Source organism: Chryseobacterium ureilyticum, from assembly GCF_900156735.1.
GTDB classification, from domain to species: domain Bacteria; phylum Bacteroidota; class Bacteroidia; order Flavobacteriales; family Weeksellaceae; genus Chryseobacterium; species Chryseobacterium ureilyticum.
In genome coordinates this window covers 1-22,588 of record NZ_FTOL01000009.1, presented here as the reverse complement: position 1 = coordinate 22,588, position 22,588 = coordinate 1, and the positions used below count along the sequence as shown (strand labels likewise).

Here is a 22,588-nt window from a genome sequence, read left to right as displayed (position 1 = left end):
AGAAATAGAATAGCAGAAAGACAAATTTGTCTTTCTGCTTTATAAATACATTTAAGATGAAAACGATAATCAGGAATATATTTACAGGTGTTATGTTGTTAGGAACTACTGTTTTTGTAAACGGTCAGTTTCTTGCTGCTTCCGATACTTCAGAAAATAGCGTGAAAAAATATCAGGGGATCATTAATTCAAATAAAGATCTTGTTGAATTTATTGAGCAGCTACTCTTACAGAAAGGACTTCCGAAACATTTGAGAAACCTGGCTCTGATTGAATCTCACTTTAACAGAAACATTACTTCAAATGCCGGAGCAGTGGGTATCTGGCAGCTGATGACTGCTCATGCAAATCAGTATGGACTTTCAGAACAAAACCGGACCGATATTTATAAAAGTACAAAGACAGCAGTTATTTCACTGGCTAACCTTTATAAAAAGTATAATAACTGGGTAACCGTTGTGGCAGCCTACAATTGTGGAGAAGGTAATATCGCAAAAGCAATGCAGACAGCCGGATCTTCACACTATCACGAGTTTTCTAAATATCTTCCGGGAGAAACAATTAATCACGTAAAGAAATATCTGAACGCATGCTATGCAACAGGAGAGCTTGAAAGTGTATTGAGTAACTATAATTCTTCAAGGCTTAATAAAGTTTTCTTTGAAGATGGAAATAGAAAAGTAATGAATGCTTCTCTTTCAGAAACTGAAATTAATGCAGGATTCAGCCTTAAAGTGATTGCCGATGAACTGAATGTAGAAGTAGATAAAATCCTTGCCTGGAATCCGGGAATTGTACAGGAATTACAGCAAAAAGGAGAAAGTACATTTTATCTTCCTACCGATTTAATGCCCGATTTTCTTTTAAGAAAAACTAAAATTCTTTCAAGATCGATAAAAGAAGGAAGTGGAGTTCAGCAATAAATTGAATTTTCCCTAAAAAAATAAGTGAAGTCGTCTATATGGGCGGCTTTTTTTTACGTCTTTTCATGATTTGTTAACACATGCTAAATTATCATAAAGAGATCTTAATATTTCTCGGAGGTGTGGGAAAAGTGTCTTTTTTTCAACGTTTTACAAATTTTTTAAAGTGTTTGTTTTAGGCTGTTTAAGTAGAATTATTATTTCTAATGTCGTAGAATTACTACAAAAAGTCGTAGAACTACTACAATTTCTCAGATTTATAGTTAAAAGTTTTTTTTAGAAAAGAAGAGCCTATATATTTGTCCCACAATCACTGAATCACAAAATATTATTAACGATTAAAATTTACAAATCATGGCGGAAAGAAATTCGAGAGGAATTCTAAAATTCAACAACGGAGAAGGACAAAAATTATTAAAGCTGAACTATAGCGTATCAAGATCTACAGACGTTTCAGGACGTGTAGCATCAGATCCCTCTAACGCATTAATCAAGATTACAGTAGAAGCTACAGAAAAATCAGATATCCTTGAAAGTTTATTGAACGGAAAATATAAGCCTACAGTAGGTGAAATCGTATTCAATAAATCTCACGAAGAAGGAACATTGATCACTTTAAAGTGGAACAACGGATATGTAATCCAACACGAAGTAGACTTCGATGCAGTAGATACAAACAGTATGCTAATCAGCTTCGTAGTAAGTGCTGAAACCATTGATTATGGTATTTCTCAGTACGCTGGACTGTGGCCAGGTAATTAAGCCTATTCATCATCTTAGTAAAAATAAAATTGGTACAGAACAGCGAGCTCGTAAGAGTATGCTGTTCTGTTTTTTTTAATAAGGACAGATTTTAGAAATTAGCTTTTACTCCAAAGGGAGTACGAATCTAGCCTTATATTTTTTGATTCTATTGCTGCATGATCTGCAGTTTATTTAATTTTAAACACAAGCACTATGTTTCAGGATGACAAAACAATTAAAGTAGATAGCCTAAAAACTGATATGAAAGGCAGCAAAGAGCAGTTGAAAAATGTAAAAGAAAATGTTGCTAGGAAAGCAGAAGAAAAGTTGAGTAAAACTGGCAGTAAAATGAAGAAAACTGTGGAAACTGGTCAACAAGGCATGAATACTATACAAGGAGCTAATATGTTCATGAATCAGACTTTTGTTCCGAACAATTCTTATATCGTTGAAAATAAAGTGTGGGCTGGACAGCCTACCTCAAAAATACATAATGCTGAAGCTATTCCTCAAAGTATTATTGCCGGGATTAACCGTGTGGTGAAACTTGATGTAGTTATTGAAGGGCAGATTATCAAGCATTTTAAACATTTTAAATTGGTACAGAGTGCAGCCAAGCATCACGAATTTAGTCTTACACTGGCTCATGATACACTAGGTAGCGTAGAAAATCATAATCTTCAGAAAGCACAGAGTTTCTTAGGAAAAAGGATTACAGTTGTTTTCAAATATAAAGATATTATACAGGGAGCAGAACGTAACTTTGTGGGAGTAGTCACTGAAGTAGGTTTCAGCCAGGAAAAAGGAAGTCTTGGAAATATTGTTCTTAAAGGATGCAGCCCAACTATATTGTTGGATGCAGCACCACATATTCAAAGTTTTGGAGGAAGTCAGCCCATCAGTTTGAATAGTATTGCCTATCATGTAATCAGTGAAGGACTTGAGCATAATAAATTTGACTTCAGAGTAGATGCTCAGCACGGAAATGTTTCCTACAGTTCACAATACGAAGAAACTCACTACAATTATCTGGCTAGAATGGCAGAAGCTTATGGTGAACAGTTTTACTATGACGGAGAAGTGTTGCATTTCGGAAAACTTCCCCCTCAGGAAAAGCCAGTGAAACTTACCTATGGAAGCAGTGTAAGCGATATTGCCATCAAAATGAAAGCCCAGCACGTAAACCCATCTTTCTATGGTTACAACAGCAGCAAAAATGAAAAAATGATAGGTGGAAGCTCAAAGATTAACCATACTTCGGATATTGCAAGACGTGCCTACGAAATATCAGAGAAAACATTTACTACACCCTCTCTAAGAGTCGCTCCCATAAAAGCTTCCTCTTTCATGGATATTGATGCTTCTCAAAAAGGAACTGCCGGAAGTAAGGCTTCAGAAGTGTTTATTACCTCAGGAACCACAACTGTTCCGTTTCTTTATCCTGGATGTATTGCAGATATTGAAATGCGTAAGACAGATACGAGCGATACTGCTTATTTTACAAAATTAATGATCGTGGAGGTAGTACACGAAGTGGATGCCAGAGGATATTACGAAGGACATTTCGAAGCCATCGCAGCTGATACAGGATTTATCCCACGCCCAGAATTTGAAACCCCAAGAGCAGAAGCACAGTTTGCCAAAGTAATATCCAACACAGACCCTCAAAATCAGGGTAGAGTTCAGGTACAGTTTGACTGGCAAAGCGGGCAAGATATTACAGAATTTATCCGTGTAATGTCTCCTGATGCAGGAAGCAGTGATAAAGTAAGTAAAAACCGTGGTTTCATGTCTATTCCGGAAGTGGGAGACCAGGTAATCATCAATTTTGTACACCAGCATCCTGACCGCCCGTTTGTAATGGGAGGAATGTTCCATGGTGGCGTTGGAGGCGGAGGTGGAACAGGTAATAATATCATGAGCTTCAGTGGAAGAAGCGGCGCAGAATTAATGTATGACAATGGAGCTGGATCTATGAATCTTAAAGATCAGGGCGGAGCTCATATGTTCTTTGATGGGTCTGGAAATGTAGTCCACAATGCCAATAATGACAGTACTAAAACCGTTGGTAATGATAAAACCGATAAAATTGGTAATAATAAGAAAATAGAAGTTGGCTGTGATCATATTGCAGATGTTGGAAATACTCATAAAGTTGCTGTAGGAGGTAAAAATAGTGTATTTACTATGGATAATAAAGGCGTAATTAATTTAACGGGATTAGATACAATAACTCTTAAAGTAGGAAGTAGTAAAATTGAAATTACAAAAACAAAGATTACGGTTACAAGCGACGAGGTTGAGATAAAAGGAAGTGGGACCTCAAAAGCAATATTTAAAGGAAGTACAACAATTTCTGGAAGTACAATTATAGAAAACTAAGAATAAACATTGGACATACATAAATTTTATATAAAAAAAACAGATACTTTATCTTCTATTGCACAAGAGCTTGGGCTGAGCACTTCTGAACTGAAAGAATTTCATAATAAAAACTCTAGGCCACATGAATGGATTAAAGATGATAATACTTTATCTCTTTGGTCAGAATATATTATTATTCCTGATTCTGTGGAGGCACTTAAAAAAAGACAAGAAGAATTAATATCTCCTAAAAAAATTATTCTTAAGCAAAAGCTATTTGATAGAAGTCAATATACGATTTTGCAAATAATAGATTTACAAGTTTCCGGGAATAGTATGATAGACTCTGAAACTGAAATCATATGGGAATGCAGTAAGAATAAAAAAGAAGATAGTTTTTATATTGATATTCAGCAAAAATCACATCAAGTAAAATATATTAAATCTATCTATCGTCAGCTTGCTGAATATATGCTGAAGTTTAATAGACCTCTGGAACATCTTGAGGTAGAACTTTTTTCTAATGGAGCTGTAAAATCTATTGTTAATCAAGGTGAAATTAAGGAAACATGGGATGTTTTAAAGGCTGAATTAGAATCAGAGATGGGGAATACTATTGAAGAACAGAATATGATTAAAGGAGGTGATGAAGACTTTAGTAAAACACTTCCGCTTATAAAAAATAATATTCTTCATCAATTGTTCCTAAAAGATCTATATCATGAATATTCAGAGTTGAACCAATTTGTTGAAATTGATAAGCAGGAATGCACTTCACAAATTTTTGGAAATGAAAAAGTTTTTCTGAATGTAAAACGTAGAATAGAAAAGGAAAATGGAATAGCAAAAATAAAATTTTATGCTGAGGCTGATCCCCATAATAATGAACACCTAAGACATATTTATAATGCGAAACTAAAAGACTTCTTAAAAGAGAATTATTCATATTCGTTGACATGGCTTATAGAATATCATATTGATATTGAGAAAGGGAAAATGATTGTATGCCATTCTAAAATTAAAGAGCAGGCTAGCAGTAATTATAGTCATTTGATGGAACACAAAATAATGTTGATCTAAAAATTGAATAAGAATGAGCAAATTATATGTGCCAGACGGAGCATGGTTGGTATGTTCTAATGGAATGAAAAAACAACAGATAAAGGTTACAAGTCAAAGTACTGTAACCATTGCAGGTGGACATTTAAAGGCCACGGTTGATGATAGACCGGGAGGCAATTTTATTTGTGGTAAAATGATGTTAATTGGAGCTGTTGCTGGAGCAGCTCTTGCAGCTGTGTTTATTGTTGGAACAATTGCTAGTGGAGGAACATTGGCTGTTGGTGCTGGAGCATTGATGGCGGCTGCCGCTGCCGGTGGTGCCGCTACAGGAGGTTTAATTTCTTTAATTCCTTCAATATGTGGTGCTGCATTGTATAATTGGACTCCATATGATAAAAACGTTCTTACTTCAGGAAAACATCCGTTATTAGAAAACTCAACTATAGATTGTCTTTTAGGTGGAAAAGTGATCATACTTTACTCAGAAAAAGCAGCTGATGAAATGACTGATGTCATTATTGGCGATACAGCTATAGGGGTAGTTGGGACAATTGCTTTTTCATACCTTATGGGACCGGCACTGAAAGCATTTGGTCTGGTCGGTAAAACAGGATTAGCATTAATAAAATCTCATGGTTTATGGACTTCTGCAATGGGCAGCTATGCTTTAGGAGTGGGTGGTTCTAGTTTGCTTGTATATGGAGCAAATGAAGGAGTGAGTGCCATTAAAGAATTTGCTTACGAAAATACTCCGCTTCCTGGTACAGAAAGAACTTATGGAGATTATGTGAATGGATTTGAAACAGATGTAACAAAGTTAAAAGAAGTGGGACTTTCAAAAGCTGATTCTTCAGCTGATAAACCTATTCAAGAAGTAATTAATGATTCGGGTTCAGCCGCAGATATCGGGGCAATAAAAACTGTTGGAGATAGATCATCTAATTATAGTATAACAGAGAGAAGTACTTCTGTACGTTTAGATGATATAGAAGAGCATGGCGCAACCACTCGGACCGAAAATGGTCGAGTTGCAGGCGCTTATGAAGGAAGAAATCCTGTCAATACTTCAGGCACTAGAATCGTAAATCAGGATTATGGTGGAAGATATCAAGAATATGAAAGAAGTTCTACAACAACAAATACCCAGTATGATCCAATAAGACCTAAAGATGCATTTAAAACTGGTGCAGGAAGTATAATTAATTATGGAAAAGATCAATGGGGTAAGCCAAAGTTCGACAAAGATGGAGCAAATGGTGGTGGACTTCTTTTAGGGTTTGTTCAAGATGCTGGAAAAGCAATAGGTAATTTTTTGCTTGAAGGTCAGGCTAAGGATGTTTTGGAAGCATTAAAAAAAGAAGAAATGGAGGCACGAGCAAGTATAACAGTCGTGGCTGGGAATGATTAAGTTTAATATGGAAAAATTAACGTATAGATTAGTTTCTTTTTTCTCAATATTATGGTTTTTATATCTATTGTATACAATTACAATATCTTTTTCTGATCTAGGGAAAATGAAACAAATAAATTGGGTTGAAGCTAAAAATATAAGTTCAATATATAAAGGATATAAAGCTACTATTATTACAAGAGCTTATCAAAAAGATAATATTATAATTAAACGTGAATATGGATTCTTTGGACAAGGTCTTAATATTTATCTATCAGGTATAGATAAAAATAAAAAAATTGCAGATATTAATTTTTTTGTAAAAGAGAAAGATTATAATACATCTGATAAGAACGGCAGTAAGCCAGTTTCTATTCCTTATTTTACTTTGAGAAAGATAGACTCTCCGGCTAATCATTTTTTTCTTTGGATTGATATATGGAAATTTAATTATTCGAAGATTATTGCCTTTAGTGTTTTATTCTGTCCTCTGCTTTTTGTTTTTCTTTATTTAAAACTTACAGGTAATAAAGAATTTAAGTTGGAAGACTTTGATACTAAAAGTAAAATGGTAAATTATATATATATCATGTTTGTATTGTGTTTGTTAATTAATTTTATTGTCTAATGAAAAATTATATTAGTATTATATTAGGAGTTATAGGATTATTAGGAATTGTAGCCATTGCAAAAAATAAAATTTTTACAAGCCCTAATGACAGTCTGTATGACAAAGGCTGGACAGAATATCAAAATGGAGAGTTTCAAAAATCAATTGGCACCTTATCGACTTTAAATATCAATGAATATCCTAAAATTTCAATGGCTCTAGGAGATAGTTATTTTGAAATGCAAGATTATAAGAATGCAGAAAAATATTTGAAAATTTCTTACGATAAAAATTTGTTTAAAAATAATGATGAAAGAAAAATGTTAACTAATATGTTAGGTGTTTGTAATATTGAATTAAAGAATTTCAAAGATGCTAGGTCTTATCTTGAAGAAACAGATAAATTGGGAAACCCAAATGGCAAAAGGAATTTATATATTTTAGATTCTTTAGAACAAGTAGAAAATCATAAATAAGATTTCTGAAAACTAATTCTATATTCATTGAATAGTACCTATCCCGCTTTATACCAATAGAAAAATAATTTTCAAAGCATATACTGGTATTCTGCTCATTAAATTTAACCTATGCAAAACCAGACTGATGAGGAGATGTTACAGACAGGATCTCAGTAGATTCATTTTTAGTACAAAATTTAATTTAAATAAACGTTTTCCAACCCTTAAAATTGAACAAAAAAAGATGAGGTTCGGATGATTTTTAAACTATGATAAAGTTGATTTTTTAATGTAATATTTCCCTTTATTGTGTAATAGTTGATGTTTTATTACTTATTTTAAAATATGGTTAAAATATTTATTAATAATGAATTATGAATCAGTTTAAATCTATTGTCGTAGAATTACGACACAAAATCGTAGAACTACTACAATTTTTCAGATTTCCATTCAAAAGCTTTTTTTTCATCATAAGGGGTTCTATCTTTGTCATATAAATATTGAATAACAAAATATTATTAACGATTAAAATTTACAAATCATGGCAGAAAGAAATTCGAGAGGAATCTTAAAATTCAACAACGGAGAAGGTCAGAAATTATTAAAGATGAACTACAGCGTAGCAAGATCTACAGATGTATCTGGACGTGTAGCATCAGACCCTTCTAACGCATTAATCAAGGTAACAGTAGAAGCTACTGAAAAATCTGACATCCTTGAGAGCTTACTAAACGGAAAATATAAGCCGACAGTAGGAGAGATCGTATTCAACAAATCTCACGAAGAAGGAACATTGATTACTTTAAAGTGGAACAACGGATATGTAATTCAACACGAAGTAGACTTCGACGCAGTGGATACTAACAGTATGCTAATCAGCTTTGTAGTAAGTGCTGAAACAATTGATTACGGTACTTCTGCTTACGAAGGACTTTGGCCTTCAGACGGTAAATAAGCTGAAACACTTAATAAAAAAATTGAAACAGAACAGTATACTCATGGAGTATGCTGTTTTGCTTTTATTAATAATATGATTAAAAATTAAATAACGATGATTAAACAGGCTATACTCATTCTTACTTTTATTACATCCTTTATTTCTTTAAAAGCCCAAAACAGTTCTGCTTTATACAAAGGCACGGTTGATGGGAAAATGCCGGTAACATTATTTCTGCAATCTGTAGAAAATGGATGTGGCGGAGATCCTTTTTATAATGCAATGTATCGTTATGAAAAAGTAAGCAATTGGCTGGAACTTAATGTTACAGAAGGAGTAAAACAACAATTTGCAATGGTAGAAGAAGGATTTACAGGTTTAATGATCCTGAAAAAAGAAGGAGAAACCATGAACGGGATCTGGATCAGCCCAGACCATAAAAAACAGCTTCCTGTACAATTGAAAAAAGTATCCATCAGCAAAAAAGAAATGGAAGGCTATGAGGAAAAAATGGAAAAAGTAAGCTACGAAAACCATGATTGCTAATCTGCATCCCACTCTCACAACCATCCCCTAAAACTAGCAATTTATCTTCCTATTTTCTTATATTTGTTCATTATAGATAATATGGACGCAACACAAGATAAAAGGCTGTTTCTCATCGATGCTTATGCGATGATTTTCAGAGGATATTACGCATTGATCAGGAATCCAAGGATAACCAGTAAAGGACTGGATACCTCTGCCATCTTTGGTTTTACAAACTCTTTGATCGAATTGATCAGAAGAGAGAAACCTACTCACTTGGCTGTAGTGTTTGATGTAGGAAGAGCAAGTGTAAGAACTGATGATTTTGCAGATTATAAAGCCAATAGAAGCGAAACTCCTGAAGCAATCAAAATTGCGGTTCCATATATTCATAAGATTTTGGAAGCAATGCATATCCCAAATCTTGGAGTAGAAGGTTATGAAGCAGATGATGTGATTGGTACCATTGCCTGTAAAGCAGAAAAAGAAGGGTATTGCACATTCATGGTTACACCGGATAAAGACTTTGCACAGCTGGTAACCGATAAAATTAAAATTTATAAGCCAGGATTAAAAGGTGGCGATATAGAAATTCTAGGCGTAGAAGAAGTAAAGGCGAAATATGAAATCGAAGACCCTAAACAGGTAATCGACTATCTTGCCATGATGGGGGATGCCGTAGATAATATACCAGGTCTAGAAGGAGTAGGAGAAAAGACGGCAATGAAGTTCCTGAAAGAATTCGGAAGCATCGAAAACTTATTGGCAAATACCGATAAGCTGAAAGGGAAACTTAAAGAAAAAGTGGAAGCTTCTGCAGAACGTGGAATCATGTCAAAAAAGCTGGCAACCATTATCTGTGATGCTCCTATAGAATTTCATCAGGAACAATATGATCTTGAAACTCCGGATTTCGAAAAAGTAAGAGAAGTTTTCGAAGAAATAGAATTCAGAAGATTGTATGAAAACCTTTACAGAGCATTTGCACCAGCAGCTACAGAAACTGTAGTAGTAAGTGAAGTTGAAGTAAAACAAGCTCCGACAGCTAATGAGGCAAAAGGACAGGCAATGCAGCTTGATCTTTTTGCTAATTTTGAAGAACTAGATCAGGCAACTTCTACAAAGTCTTCCATTGAACATAATGACCATCTTTATCAGTTTATCGATAATCCGAAAGCTCAGAAAAAGTTGGTGGAAAATCTATTGAAGCAAAAAGAAGTTTGTTTTGATACAGAAACAACCTCATTAAATGAGTTGGAAGCCGAATTGGTAGGAATGAGCTTCTCTTATAAAAAAGGACTTGCTTACTATATTCCATTATCTGAAGACAGAAATGAAGTTTTACAGACGTTGGAAATCTTCAGACCGTTTTTTGAAAAGGAAGATTTGTTGAAAATTGCTCACAATCTTAAGTACGATTACAAAGTTTTAAAACAGTACGACATTACCGTAAAAGGCGCAATGTTCGATACAATGATTGCTCATTACCTGTTAAATCCGGACGGAAGACACGGGATGGATTATCTTTCAGAAGTATATCTTAACTATAAACCGGTTTCTATTGAAACCATTATCGGAAAGAAAGGTAAAAAACAAGGAAACTTCAGGGATGCAGATCTTAGAACTCAGACAGATTACGCAGCAGAAGATGCAGACGTAACATTCCAGTTATACGAGCTGTTCGCCCCTCAATTGAAAAAAGAAAACCTGGAAGAGCTTTTCTACAATATAGAAATGCCTCTGATGGAAGTATTGGCGAAAATGGAACTTGCCGGTATTTCTCTGGACGAAAAATGGCTGGCTCAGGAAAGTATTGATCTTGAAAACGACCTGAAGCAACTTGAAGTTAAAATCTTTGAACTTTCAGAAGAAGAGTTCAATATGAACTCGCCAAAGCAATTAGGTGAGATCCTTTTTGAAAAAATGCAGCTGGATCCAAAGGCTAAAAAGACAAAAACAGGACAATATGCAACTTCAGAAGATGTTCTTCAAAAACTAAGTTCAAAACATGAGATCATCAAACATATTCTGGAATACAGAACCTACCAGAAATTAAAATCAACTTATGTAGATGCATTGCCATCTCAGATTGAAAAATTAGATAATCGCGTTCATACAAATTTCTCTCAAACCACCGCGGCAACAGGTCGTTTGGCAAGTGTAAATCCGAACCTTCAGAATATTCCAATCCGTACAGTGAGAGGGCAGCAAATTCGTGGAGCTTTTGTTTCAGGAGAAGGCAAAAAGATCATTTCAGCCGATTACTCACAGATTGAACTTCGTCTTATCGCTGAGATTTCAGGAGAAGATAATATGATTAAAGCGTTCCAGGACGGAGAAGACATTCACGCATCCACAGCTGCAAAACTGTTTAAAATTCCTTTGGAGGAAGTTTCCAAAACCCAAAGAAGCCAGGCAAAAACCGTAAACTTCGGAATTATTTACGGGCAGGGAGCTTTTGCTTTAGCAGAACAAACCGGATTATCCCGTACAGAAGCCAAGCAAATGATCGAGGCTTACTTTGAAACCTATCCCAAATTGAAGGAATATATGGCTGAGCAGGTAAATAAAGCACGCCAGACAGGGTATGTAGAAACTATTTTAGGTAGAAAACGTCATTTAAAAGATATTAACTCCAATAACTTTGTGGTGAGAGGTCATGCTGAGAGAAATGCGGTAAACGCTCCTGTACAGGGAAGTGCAGCTGATATTGTAAAAATAGCAATGATCAAAATAGACAGAGAGCTGGGAGAACAGAATTTAAAAACAAAAATGTTACTTCAGGTACATGATGAATTGGTATTCGAAGCTCCGACAAATGAAATTGAAGCCGCTTCAAAACTGATCAAAACAGAAATGGAAAATGCTTTGAAAACACAGGTTCCATTATTAGTGGAAATCGGTGTTGGAGACAATTGGCTGGAAGCTCATTAATAAAAGAATTGTACTTATCCTTGAAATATATAATAAACTTCTGCTCACCGGGCGGAAGTTTTGTCTTTATAGATCCGGAATTTTTATAATATCATTTTCTAAAAGAGGTGAATTTACCTTTTATCTCTTTAAAATGTAAAAGCAAAATACAAATACATCCCAGAATCACAACAGGAAAAAAAGATTGTGATAATGTAGTATACATTTCTGCCTTAAAATCATAAGTGCTCCAGGATGATTCTCTATCTACAAAAATCGAGTAATTCCAGAATATCCAAACGTTGATCAATAATAAAAATTCAACAACAAATTTTATAAAAAACTTTTGAACAGAGTTGAATAAAATAAATACCGCAGACAGAAAAATTCCCATAAGAAAAGACATGAGAACAGTATCATCAAGAAAACTACAACTCATACAGCTGCTTGACGTCTGATCAGCCAATATTCCCATAGCCCAATAAATCTGTAGTATTGTAATCAAGAAAATAATGACAACACTGATGGAAAATCTTTTTAAAAAAGGTAAAAAGCGACGTGCCTTAATTGGTTCAGCAGTTTTCAAAATATTTTTATTAAAATGGTGAGTGTTTATTTTCTTATCGTTTTATAGATAAAAAAATGGATATCCGTTTTGAGATATCCATTTTCTTATATTATACATCAAACTCAATCTCACCAAGATAATACAGTTTGTTTTCCTCACCATCCACAGAAACAGGATTAGGAATAACAAATCTGCTGGCAAAAATGATTGAATTTACAGGCGTATCCAGACTAAGTTCATTAAGCTTGTTCTCAAGAATAGGAAGCCATTGATCTGCATAAGAATATTCCGCGAATTTGTCATAAAGCCCTAGTCTCTCATCCTCAAATCCATATTCTATAAAATCATCATCAAACCACTTGATATTCTGAGATTCTGCGAACTTTGAAACATATTGATCTTCAGATTCCTCCTCCAGATAATAATCTTCATTCTCTTCCACAAAAGCATAAAATTCTTCCTCATTATTAAAATATCCCAACCAGAAGTGTGAAATTTCCTTGTCCATAATCTATTTTTTGTTGTCTTAATTTTTAAAATGTAATATTACAAAAGTTTTCCGTGAAATCAACGTTTGATAACCCATGAAAGTCGGAAGATCAAAAATAGTTTCGTAAATTTTTTTATCGTAATTTTATTCTAAGGTTAAAATTTTAAAAATGGAATTTCTTCAGGACCATTATACGGTCAAAAACGAACTTTTACTCATCTTTATTTCTGTAATATTAGGGTTGTTAATCGGTGCTGAACGTGAGTACCGTAACAAATCTGCAGGATTGAGAACCTTTATTCTCGTCTGCTTTGGAGCTTGTCTGTTTACTATTCTTTCCATTAAAATTGGAGTAGCTAATCCTGATCGTCTTGCAGCCAATATTATAACAGGAATTGGTTTTTTAGGAGCAGGAGTCATATTTAAAGGTGAAAATAAAATTGAAGGAATTACAACGGCTACCACTATTTGGGCTACTGCTTCCATAGGAATGGCGGTGGGTTCAGGATATGTATATTTTTCACTGTTGGGAACAGCACTGGTGCTTATCATTCTGAGTGCTTTGACGTATCTTCAATCTTTTATAGATAATTATAATAAAGTAAGAGAATATAAAATAGCCTTGTCAGAGCCAGAAGATTTGCAATATTGTGAAAAGTTTTTCAAAGAACATCACTTGAAATATATGATGCTCAAGCAGCAATACACTCAGGGGAATTTATCCGTTACATGGAGGCTTGTAGGAAAAAGCAGTAATCATGAAGCGGTTATCCAACATATGATGAAAGATCGTAAAATTGTATCCTATCAATTTTAGGATAAAGCAAAAAAATAAAGGCCGAAGCCTTTATTTTTATTTTTTCTTGAAAACATAAAGATCCTTGTTTGGACCGTCAATTTCTTTTCCGTCCATATCCAATTGGATTAATATATTTTCACCTACTTTATATTTATAGTTTGCTGTTTTTCCTTTTAAAGTAATAATACTTCCTGTAGAATCCCAACTGAAAGTACCTTTATCATTGTTCTTTGAGTTTCTGTCCAGATATTCTTCAGTAATGTTAAACGTTTTATCATCATTCAGCGTCAATGAAGTTTTGATACCAGAGCAGTCTGCACAAGGAACTACCGCTTCGTAGGTACCATTCCAATCTAATGCATTTTCAGAAGTGTCACCGGCAGCTGATGGAGTAGCCTTAACAATACTGTCAGAAAGAGTAGACGGCAGAGCAGTTGCAGAATCTGTAGTTGAACCTGAAGTTTCAGTAGCTTCTTTTTTAGAACATGAAGCAAGGAACAAAGCTGCTCCTATTCCAAGAATGAATATTTTATTTTTCATCGTAAAAATTAATTAAAAATGTTTTTATTAAACTGACTTGTTGTGAACAAAAATCGAGCCATTGAAAGATAGACGTAAGTTGATTTTACAGTATAATTCAATGGTGAATAATCAATCTGTTTTATTTGTCAATTTTTTATAAATATAATGATTGACCTTTCATCTGCGAAGCTAAACTCATATTTAAGATTAATATATTGCTTTAAAAAGCATTAATATCAACTTTTACAGCCCTTTTATGGGGACTGTTCTTATTTTTCTTCGTAAATTCGGGCAAAATTTTGATTATGACAAAAAAGATACTTTTATCCGTATTTCTTTTGCCGGCTGCAATGGCATTTGCACAACAATATGGAGGAATGTGGATTCCTACGGAACTGAATGAAAAGGAAATGAAGGACCTGGGAATGAAAATTTCTGCAAAAGATATTTTTAATCCTCAGAAACCGAGCATAAAAGATGCTGTGGTGCAGTTTAACGGCGGATGTACTGCGGAAATCATTTCTCCTAAGGGATTGCTATTAACCAATCACCACTGTGGATTTGGTCAAATTCAGGCACATTCTACGGTTCAGAACGACCTTCTTTCAAACGGATTCTGGGCTAAAAACATGAATGGCGAACTTCCTAATCCGGGAGTGAAAGTAGACTTTATTGTCGATATTAAAGAGGTTACTTACCAGATTTTAGAAGGTACTGATAAACTTACTGAGCCTGAGTATACTAAAAAAATCAACAATAATATTGAGGTTTATAAGAATTCTCAAAAAATAGAATCTTATCAATCTATTATGATTAAGCCAATGTACTATGGAAACAAGTACTATGCTTATACTATCGAGACTTATAAAGATATTCGTCTTGTAGGGGCACCACCTCAAAGCATTGGAAAATTCGGAAGTGATACAGATAACTGGGTTTGGCCTAGACATACAGGAGACTTCTCTATGTTCAGAATTTATGCAGACAAAAACAATAAGCCTGCGGAATTCTCTAAAGACAACGTTCCTTACGTTCCAAAACACTATTTACCAGTTTCTATAAAAGATAAAAACGAAAACGATTTTACTTTTGTATTCGGATTCCCTGGAAGAACTACAGAATACCTTCCGGCAGTAGCAGTAGAGAAGATCATGAAAGATATCGATCCTGCAAGAATTGCTGTTCGTGATGTAGCTTTAAAAACATTAGATGAAAAAATGCGTGTAGACAATGAAACACGTATTAAATATGCTTCAAAATATGCTTCAGTAGCTAATTACTGGAAAAAATGGATCGGTGAAGTAGAAGGTTTGAAAAAATCTAATGCTGTTGAGAAAAAAGTAATGTATGAAGGTTCTTTAGTTGCTAAAAATCCAGAGATTAAGACCACTTTAGATCAATTGAACAAACTTTATAACGATCAGGCTCCTTACGCTTTGAATAATGCTTATTATACAGAAGTAGTAAGAAATGCTGAAACATTGAAGCTTGCTGGAGATTATAATGATTTCATCACTTCTGTTGAAGCAGGAAGAATGGATGAAAAAGAGCTTGCAAAGTTTAAAACAAAAGTAACATCTTTCTACAAGGACTACAGCGCAGAACTTGATGCTAAAGTAACAGCGAAGTTATTGGCATTATATGTGAATAAAACAGCTCCACAGTTTTTACCGGCAGGTTTCAGTAAATATAAAGACGAAAATGCAAACATTCCTATATTGGAAGATATGTCTAAAAACTCTATCATTACAGGAAGAACAGCTGTAAACGGAGGAATTTTAACGGCAGATATCGATAAAGCATTTTCTAGTCAGGACAAGTTAATCAAAACTTTAAAGAAAGATCCTATCTATCAATTGTATCTTTCTATGAAAGAAACGTATACAAAGACAGCTGATCCTCAATATACTGCTCTTCAGGCAAAAATTGATGCTTTGCAGAAGAAATTCATGGCACAGCAGATGGAGACCGATAAAGACAGAAAATTCTTCCCAGATGCGAATTCAACGCTTCGTGTAACGTATGGTAAAATTAAAGGATCAGCTCCAAGAGATGCTGTGTCTTACGGTTACCAGACTCACCTTGCCGGAGTAATGGAAAAATATGTTCCTGGAGATTATGAATTTGATGTTCCAAAGAAACTGATCGAGCTTTACAACAAGAAAGATTTCGGTATTTATAAAGATAAAACAGGTGATGTACCTGTAGGATTTACTGCTACCAACCATACAACAGGAGGAAACTCAGGAAGCCCTGCTCTTGATGCTAACGGGAATTTAGTAGGTCTTAACTTCGACAGACAGTGGGAGGGAACAATGAGTGACATCAACTATGATCCACGTTTCAGCAGAAACATCATGGTGGACACCAAATATATACTTTTCGTCGTTGAGAAATTTGCAGATGCAAAATGGCTTGTTGATGAAATGAAGATCATTAAATAATTTTAAAAAGTTATACCTTTAAAGAATCTATTTGAATTTATTTCGAATAGATTCTTTTTATTTTTAGGATGAAGGATAAAATCATTAATCTGTTTGCTGCTCTTGAATCTGATAATATCGGGAAATCATTTCCGTTGGATTACTGTTTGCCTGTTTATCACTGTGTTTCCGATGAGGATTTGCCTCATATTAAACATGTTATCAAGTATAAGAATACAAGACAGTTTGAGCAAGATCTGGATTATATTTCAAAACAGTTCAGGTTTGTCGATTGGGATGAATTTAAAAAATTTACTTCAAGTGATTCAAAAACTGGGAAAAAGATTGCTTTACTTACATTTGACGATGGTTTCAGAGAATTTTATGATCTTGTAGCTCCCATTTTGGAACGGAAAGGAATCTATGCATGTAATTTTATCAATCCTGCTTTTATAGATAATAAAGAATTGATGTTCAGATGTAAATCGAGCCTTATTATTGATAAAATTAGTAAAGTAAAAGTTGTTGATACTGAAGTATATAATGTTTTATCCCTTGAAAAAAATACAACTTTAGAAATGCTGCAAAGACATCTTCTAACAATTAATTATCAGAAAAAAGATGTTCTCGATAATCTTGCAGAAAGACTTGAAGTAGATTTTCAATCTTATTTAAAAGAACATAAACCTTATCTGAGTACTGATGAGCTGAAAAAGCTTACAGAAAAAGGCTTTGGAATATCTTCTCACAGTTGGGATCACCCTAAATACGGAGATTTATCCCTTGAGCAGCAAATGATTACAACGAATAAAACATTTGAATACTTAAAGGTAAACGGTTTCTTATATGAGAGTTTTGCTTTTCCTTTTACCGATTTTGGGGTAAAAAAGAACTTCTTTGATGAACTTTTTAAGAATGAAGATATCTATTGTAGTTTTGGAGCAGCAGGAGTAAAGCTGGACAGTGAAAAGAAGAATTTTCAGAGAATTCCAATGGAAATGGGGGAGGGTGCAGAAAAGATTCTGAAAAAAGAAACAGCTTATTTCAGAATTAAAAAACTGATGAATAAAAATACTATTGTAAGAAAATGATGCAGCTGAAAACATTGAACAAAAAAGAGTTGAAAGACTTTATAACTTCTGGTGATTATCTGCAGTATGATTTTCTTCCTATCACGGAGCATCGTGCCAAGTCTCACATCAATAATCCAAAAACAACGGATGAGCAGACCCTTCTTATTCTTGCTTTTTACGAAGGTAAACTCGCCGGATATATGGGATGTCTTCCTGATTATTTCTCAGTTGAGGATAAGAAGATTAGTTTTGCGTGGCTAAGTACACTATATGTAAGTGAAGAATTCAGAGGAAAAAAGATTGCAAAAGCACTTTTGATGAAAGCCTTAGAGGCATACGAAAACCGAGTGATAATGGCTGAGTTCACTAAAGAAGCCGAAGTTTTCTTTAACCATATGGGAAATGTTGAGAATATTTTCCCGAAAAGTGGAAAACGATACTATTTTAAAGTAGATGCTACAGAGATGATTATTGGAAAAATGCCCTGGACAAAAACATTAAGCCCTTTGTTGCAGATTGCAGATGGTATTACAAATTCTTTGGTTGGTTTAAAAAACAGTAAAATTAAAAAAACAGATTTCCGTTTTGAAACATTGAAGCATGCTGACGCTGAAATTTTAGACTTTGTGAATACATTTCCGGGTAAAAGAAGTATTTCCGAGATCAATTATTTCGTAGAAAATCCTTGGGTGATGAAGGGAAGGAAAAAAGATAACCATTACTTCTTTTCAAGCTATGCTGAGGTTTTTAAATATATCTGGGTTAAAATATATGATCTCAAAGGTAATCTTGAAACCTGTTCACTGTTGCTTTTAAGGGACGGACATCTTAAAATTCCTTATATTTTTTCAAAGACAGACGAAAATCTGACCCGATTGATTCATTTTCTGAGCTATTTTATCATTGAAAACAAAGTGAAAATGATGACGAATTACAATGTAGCTCTGAATAAGAAAATCAAGGAATTTAATATCTTTCCAAATATTTACGAAAAAGACTTTAAGCGTGATTATCTTTTTCGCCATGAATTATTACAAGAACTTCCCAAAGATTTTAATCCTGAACTTCAGGATGGAGACGGAGATTGCTTAATGACATAAGAACAAAACATAAATAAAAAGCCACTCAATTGAGTGGCTTTTGCTTTTAATGTCCGAAAATATCTTTCAGACTTACTTCTGTAAAGGTTCCCATTTTACTTACAGCTTCCATATCCAGATTTTCTTTTTTACCGATAATGGCAGTATTGAAATTCACAGATTGAATGTCTGTTTGGTAAAATTGTTTGATATCTTCAAATTGCAACCCCTGAATCTGCTCATAAATATCTTTTCTGAAATCATGTTCAATATTCAGTTTCTTTAATCTTAAGGTATTAAAGAATATATTATTTCTGGTAACTCTGGTTGATGCAATCTGTTTTAACGCCGCATTTTTTGCATTTTCAAACTGAATAGGAACTTCAGGAAGCTCATTCATCAGCTCATTCATGGTATCAACAGCAATCATCAGCTTGTCAGGTTGTGTTCCGATATAAGTAACCACATAATCAGGATGATTTATTTCTGCATTAGCAGAGTAGGAAACATAAGCAGAATATGCTAAACTTTTACTCTCACGAATTTCCTGGAAAACGATAGATGACAATCCTCTTCCGAAATATTCGTTAAAAACATTGATCTTTCCGAAGTTTGATGGATTAACAAGGTTTCCTCTTCCGGCTTTGCTCATTTCCATCTGTACCATGTCATAGTTCACAAAATAAACGTTTCCTCCGGTCTCTGGTTCAGGATATTTCTTAGGTTCAGGAGCTTGAAGGCTTTCATTCTCAATGTATTGACCGATGTGTTGCTTAAATCCATCAAAATCCTTTCCGTAAAAGAAAACCTGATAAGGATATTTGAAAAGCTGTTTCATTCGGTCTGTGAATGTTTCTGCTTTACTGCTTTCCAACTCTTCTTTGGAAATAACGTCTGTAAAACGGGAAGTATTTCCAAGCTTTGCATAATTTACTAAAGCAGTCATGATGCGGCTTTTATCCTTTTTTATCGCCTGGCGGTTCTCTAAAACAGTCCCTACAAACTGATTATAAATTTCCTGATCGGGCTGTACATGAGTCATCCAGTGCTGTAGAAGTAAAATTCCTTTTTCAATATTCTCTTCCAGTCCGCTAAGGGAAATCAGCAGTTGATTATTTGTTGTTTTAAAATCATTACTCACTCCGATTTTAAAGAATTCCTTCTTTAGATCCTCAGGAGAAAAATCTTCGGTTCCTAAATATTGTAAAAACTGTGTTGAAATTCCCAGATCTCTGTCATGATCACTTCCAAAAGGAAAAATGAAATGTACCTGAGCAATATCGTTGTATTTATTTTTTACAAAGCTTAATTTTTTACCTTTAATATGATCAGTTGCGATTTCTTTCCTATAATCAATGAATTCAGGTTTGATGTCTTCTGTTTTTTCAGATAAGATTTCCTGTAAAAACTCTGATTGTGCCTCACGGTTGATCTTCACAGGAGTAATTCCCGGGTTTTCAACTCTTACCAATTTATCATTTACTCCTTTTTCTTTATTGACAACTACATAATTGTCTTTGAAGAAGGTATTGGCAAAACTGATCACATCTTCTTTAGTGAAACTTGCGTATTCGTTCATTTCATTCAATTCCTGTTCCCAGCTTCTACCTTTTATATAAATATCATATAAAGTGGTGGCAAGCCCTTCTGCTGTTTCAAGCCCTTTCATTCTTTGAAGTTTGAAATCATTGATGATAGCGGGAAGCATCCAGTCTGGGAAATCTCCCTTTTTGATAAGCTCTATTTCATCTAAAACCATTTTTGTAGCATCTTTCAACGTTTGAGTTTCCTTTGGAACTGCTACAATTGAAAAATATCCATATCGCTTCAAGCCTACAGAGAAAGCCTGTGCCCATAGCATTTTTTGAGTTTGATTAATGTGAAGATCCAATAGTCCGGCTTCCCCTCTGTTGCTAAGGATATTTACAACAATATCTGCAAGCATGGCTTCACGTGTACCATAGCTGTCTGTTCTCCACGCCAGTTGCACCCGTGGAGTAGTGGGGCTTTTTACTGTTCTCTCAACAATTTCGGTTATCGGTTGTTCAATAATAGGTGTTTTTTTCGGAAGCTCTCTGTACGGAATAGTTCCAAAATATTGATCAACCAATTGAATCGTTGCCTCAAAATCAAGATCACCCACCAATACCATTGCGTAATTATTAGGAACATAATATTCATCAAAATACTTATGAATAGCTTTCATGGAAGGGTTTTTCAGATGTTCCGGTTTCCCAAGAGTTGTCTGTTGTCCATTGGGATGAGTAGGGAAGAGGGCTGACATCAGCTCATAGTTTACAAGTCTTGTGTCATTATCCTGTGCTCTGTTGAATTCCTCATATACAGATTCTAATTCTGTATGGAAAAGGCGCAGAACAATTTCAGAGAATCTTTCCTTCTCGATCTTTAGCCATTTTTCCAGTTCATTATTAGGAATATTGTTTTTGTAAACTGTTTCATCAAACCAGGTGTGGGCATTCGTTCCACTAGCTCCTAATGAAGAAATAGCTTTGTCATACTCATTGGAAATAGCATATTGACTGGCTTCCTGAGAAACTTCATCGATCTTTTTATAGATTTCTTTTTTCTTTTCAGAATCCTGTTCTGCTTTATGTTCTTCGTATAATGCTGAGATCTGGTCAAGAAGTTTTTTCTCTTTTTCCCAGTTTTGAGTACCTAATTTAGACGTTCCTTTGAACATCATGTGCTCCAGATAGTGAGCAAGCCCGGTATTGTCAGAAGGATCATTATTACTACCGGTTCTTACAGGAATGAATGTTTGAATTCTCGGAGCATCGAAGTTTTGAGCAAGGAAAACCTTTAGGCCATTCTTCAGTGTATAGATTCTTACTTTATTTTCATCGTGATTTACCGTAGTATATTCGTATTGATTTATATCTGTGTGAATCGTTTCTTTATATTTTATGTCTGTCATATAGTGGTTCATTTCATTCTTGTCGATTCAGAATGTAATACAAATGTAAGCAATCGAAAAAACATGCTTTATGCTTTTCGTCACTATTACATCTATTGCTATAGTTGAATAGATAAATCGGACAAGTAATAATTAATAATTTGAGGTCAATTTCAATGTATGCATCCTTTAATCTTTGTCTTCCCGTAGAGCTCTCAGTATTTATTTCTAATTTCACTTATCTATATATAAGTAGAGCTATATAAGATGATCTATTTTGGTTCATTATGAATCATTATACTGACGTCTTTCATTCTTCCACATCCATATTTTTCCATTCCTATTATAATACCTATGTATAATATGAATGTTCTTGCTATCCTAATCTGCGTAATCAATGGCTATGTGGTTAAATAAAATATGCACCGCCCATAAGCCCATCCACAAGATATTCACTAGAAACGGTCTTTAGCCCATTTACAAAAAATCACACCTCATAGGCTTTAGCCCAAACTTAAAACCATTCAAAAATCTTCTATATATAATAGTATCCTTCATCACTTATTTGAACACCATCACATCCATATTATATATAAAACGTTCCCACCTTCCATTCTCATATTCTTTAATTCCTCCCACAGCTCTCCCTCAAACAGATGTTTAATATTTTTCTCCCTTTAAACCAGTTGTTTAGGATTGAATATTAATTTAAGATGAAATTTATGTTAAATAAGTTTGTTTTGCTTTGAATAAAGTTGTTATCTTTGCCCCACTGAAAACGAGAGTATATC

17 protein-coding genes are annotated in these 22,588 nt (G+C 34.3%); 14 read left to right on the top strand and 3 right to left on the bottom strand.

Going from position 1 to position 22,588, the window contains the following annotated elements; translation table 11 throughout:
* Positions 1–56 precede the first annotated feature (56 nt).
* From BW983_RS19655 to polA, 10 genes are all read left to right on the top strand, one after another.
* Positions 57–923, top strand: a complete 867-nt coding sequence (locus BW983_RS19655) for a lytic transglycosylase domain-containing protein (protein ID WP_084184599.1) — start codon at positions 57–59, stop codon at positions 921–923.
* Between the two features lie 354 nt (positions 924–1,277).
* Complete coding sequence (gene tssD, locus BW983_RS19650) at positions 1,278–1,685, top strand: type VI secretion system tube protein TssD (protein ID WP_065393472.1); 408 nt, start codon at positions 1,278–1,280, stop codon at positions 1,683–1,685.
* Positions 1,686–1,880: 195 nt separating this feature from the next.
* Positions 1,881–4,049, top strand: coding sequence for a type VI secretion system Vgr family protein (locus tag BW983_RS19645; protein ID WP_076553515.1), 2,169 nt, complete (start codon positions 1,881–1,883; stop codon positions 4,047–4,049).
* Between the two features lie 9 nt (positions 4,050–4,058).
* A complete protein-coding gene (locus tag BW983_RS19640) occupies positions 4,059–5,111 on the top strand; it encodes a LysM peptidoglycan-binding domain-containing protein (protein ID WP_076553514.1) in 1,053 nt (350 codons plus the stop codon).
* 28 nt (positions 5,112–5,139) lie between these two features.
* Positions 5,140–6,501, top strand: a complete 1,362-nt coding sequence (locus BW983_RS19635; RefSeq protein WP_167370014.1) for a PAAR-like protein — start codon at positions 5,140–5,142, stop codon at positions 6,499–6,501.
* Between the two features lie 7 nt (positions 6,502–6,508).
* The gene (locus BW983_RS19630) at positions 6,509–7,111 is read left to right on the top strand and encodes a hypothetical protein (RefSeq protein ID WP_139329321.1); all 603 of its coding nucleotides are present in this window, start codon (positions 6,509–6,511) and stop codon (positions 7,109–7,111) included.
* Positions 7,111–7,569, top strand: a complete 459-nt coding sequence (locus BW983_RS19625; RefSeq protein ID WP_076553511.1) for a tetratricopeptide repeat protein — start codon at positions 7,111–7,113, stop codon at positions 7,567–7,569. Before BW983_RS19630 ends, BW983_RS19625 begins: the two co-directional genes overlap by 1 nt.
* Positions 7,570–8,092: 523 nt before the next feature.
* Positions 8,093–8,506, top strand: a complete 414-nt coding sequence (tssD, locus tag BW983_RS19620; protein ID WP_076553510.1) for a type VI secretion system tube protein TssD — start codon at positions 8,093–8,095, stop codon at positions 8,504–8,506.
* Positions 8,507–8,602: 96 nt separating this feature from the next.
* Complete coding sequence (locus tag BW983_RS19615) at positions 8,603–9,034, top strand: hypothetical protein (protein WP_076553509.1); 432 nt, start codon at positions 8,603–8,605, stop codon at positions 9,032–9,034.
* 81 nt (positions 9,035–9,115) lie between these two features.
* Positions 9,116–11,950: a DNA polymerase I gene (gene polA / locus BW983_RS19610; RefSeq protein WP_076553508.1), complete on the top strand. Its 2,835-nt coding sequence runs from the start codon at positions 9,116–9,118 to the stop codon at positions 11,948–11,950.
* A gap of 656 nt (positions 11,951–12,606) precedes the next feature.
* Here the strand turns inward: polA and BW983_RS19600 are convergent.
* The gene (locus BW983_RS19600; RefSeq protein ID WP_076553506.1) at positions 12,607–13,005 is read right to left on the bottom strand and encodes an immunity 22 family protein; all 399 of its coding nucleotides are present in this window, start codon (positions 13,003–13,005) and stop codon (positions 12,607–12,609) included.
* Positions 13,006–13,156: 151 nt separating this feature from the next.
* Between BW983_RS19600 and BW983_RS19595 the strand changes: the two genes are divergently transcribed.
* Positions 13,157–13,804, top strand: a complete 648-nt coding sequence (locus BW983_RS19595; RefSeq protein WP_076553505.1) for an MgtC/SapB family protein — start codon at positions 13,157–13,159, stop codon at positions 13,802–13,804.
* A 36-nt stretch (positions 13,805–13,840) separates the two neighbouring features.
* Here the strand turns inward: BW983_RS19595 and BW983_RS19590 are convergent, their stop codons facing one another.
* Entirely contained in the window at positions 13,841–14,326 is a 486-nt protein-coding gene (locus BW983_RS19590; protein ID WP_076553504.1) for a copper resistance protein NlpE, read from the bottom strand.
* A 287-nt stretch (positions 14,327–14,613) separates the two neighbouring features.
* On the opposite strand from BW983_RS19590, the gene BW983_RS19585 reads away from it, so the two are divergent.
* From BW983_RS19585 to BW983_RS19575, 3 genes are all read left to right on the top strand, one after another.
* Complete coding sequence (locus BW983_RS19585) at positions 14,614–16,752, top strand: S46 family peptidase (protein ID WP_084184595.1); 2,139 nt, start codon at positions 14,614–14,616, stop codon at positions 16,750–16,752.
* 68 nt (positions 16,753–16,820) lie between these two features.
* Positions 16,821–17,822, top strand: coding sequence for a polysaccharide deacetylase family protein (locus tag BW983_RS19580; protein WP_076553503.1), 1,002 nt, complete (start codon positions 16,821–16,823; stop codon positions 17,820–17,822).
* Complete coding sequence (locus BW983_RS19575; RefSeq protein ID WP_076553502.1) at positions 17,819–18,904, top strand: GNAT family N-acetyltransferase; 1,086 nt, start codon at positions 17,819–17,821, stop codon at positions 18,902–18,904. The genes BW983_RS19580 and BW983_RS19575 overlap by 4 nt, the downstream gene beginning before the upstream one ends.
* 46 nt (positions 18,905–18,950) lie before the next feature.
* On the opposite strand, the gene BW983_RS19570 is transcribed toward BW983_RS19575, so the two are convergent.
* Positions 18,951–21,818, bottom strand: a complete 2,868-nt coding sequence (locus BW983_RS19570; RefSeq protein ID WP_076553643.1) for a M16 family metallopeptidase — start codon at positions 21,816–21,818, stop codon at positions 18,951–18,953.
* Positions 21,819–22,588: the final 770 nt, after the last annotated feature.

What these genes read in the sequence shown, in the direction of transcription:
- polA (WP_076553508.1), top strand. Translation starts at nt 9,116, where the DNA reads ATGGACGCAACACAAGATAAAAGGCTGTTTCTCATCGATGCTTATGCG.
- BW983_RS19630 (WP_139329321.1), top strand. Translation starts at nt 6,509, where the DNA reads ATGGAAAAATTAACGTATAGATTAGTTTCTTTTTTCTCAATATTATGG.
- BW983_RS19590 (WP_076553504.1), bottom strand. Translation starts at nt 14,326, where the DNA reads ATGAAAAATAAAATATTCATTCTTGGAATAGGAGCAGCTTTGTTCCTT.
- BW983_RS19595 (WP_076553505.1), top strand. Translation starts at nt 13,157, where the DNA reads ATGGAATTTCTTCAGGACCATTATACGGTCAAAAACGAACTTTTACTC.
- BW983_RS19585 (WP_084184595.1), top strand. Translation starts at nt 14,614, where the DNA reads ATGACAAAAAAGATACTTTTATCCGTATTTCTTTTGCCGGCTGCAATG.
- BW983_RS19600 (WP_076553506.1), bottom strand. Translation starts at nt 13,005, where the DNA reads ATGGACAAGGAAATTTCACACTTCTGGTTGGGATATTTTAATAATGAG.
- BW983_RS19655 (WP_084184599.1), top strand. Translation starts at nt 57, where the DNA reads ATGAAAACGATAATCAGGAATATATTTACAGGTGTTATGTTGTTAGGA.
- BW983_RS19575 (WP_076553502.1), top strand. Translation starts at nt 17,819, where the DNA reads ATGATGCAGCTGAAAACATTGAACAAAAAAGAGTTGAAAGACTTTATA.
- tssD (WP_076553510.1), top strand. Translation starts at nt 8,093, where the DNA reads ATGGCAGAAAGAAATTCGAGAGGAATCTTAAAATTCAACAACGGAGAA.
- BW983_RS19645 (WP_076553515.1), top strand. Translation starts at nt 1,881, where the DNA reads ATGTTTCAGGATGACAAAACAATTAAAGTAGATAGCCTAAAAACTGAT.
- tssD (WP_065393472.1), top strand. Translation starts at nt 1,278, where the DNA reads ATGGCGGAAAGAAATTCGAGAGGAATTCTAAAATTCAACAACGGAGAA.
- BW983_RS19615 (WP_076553509.1), top strand. Translation starts at nt 8,603, where the DNA reads ATGATTAAACAGGCTATACTCATTCTTACTTTTATTACATCCTTTATT.
- BW983_RS19570 (WP_076553643.1), bottom strand. Translation starts at nt 21,818, where the DNA reads ATGACAGACATAAAATATAAAGAAACGATTCACACAGATATAAATCAA.
- BW983_RS19580 (WP_076553503.1), top strand. Translation starts at nt 16,821, where the DNA reads ATGAAGGATAAAATCATTAATCTGTTTGCTGCTCTTGAATCTGATAAT.
- BW983_RS19625 (WP_076553511.1), top strand. Translation starts at nt 7,111, where the DNA reads ATGAAAAATTATATTAGTATTATATTAGGAGTTATAGGATTATTAGGA.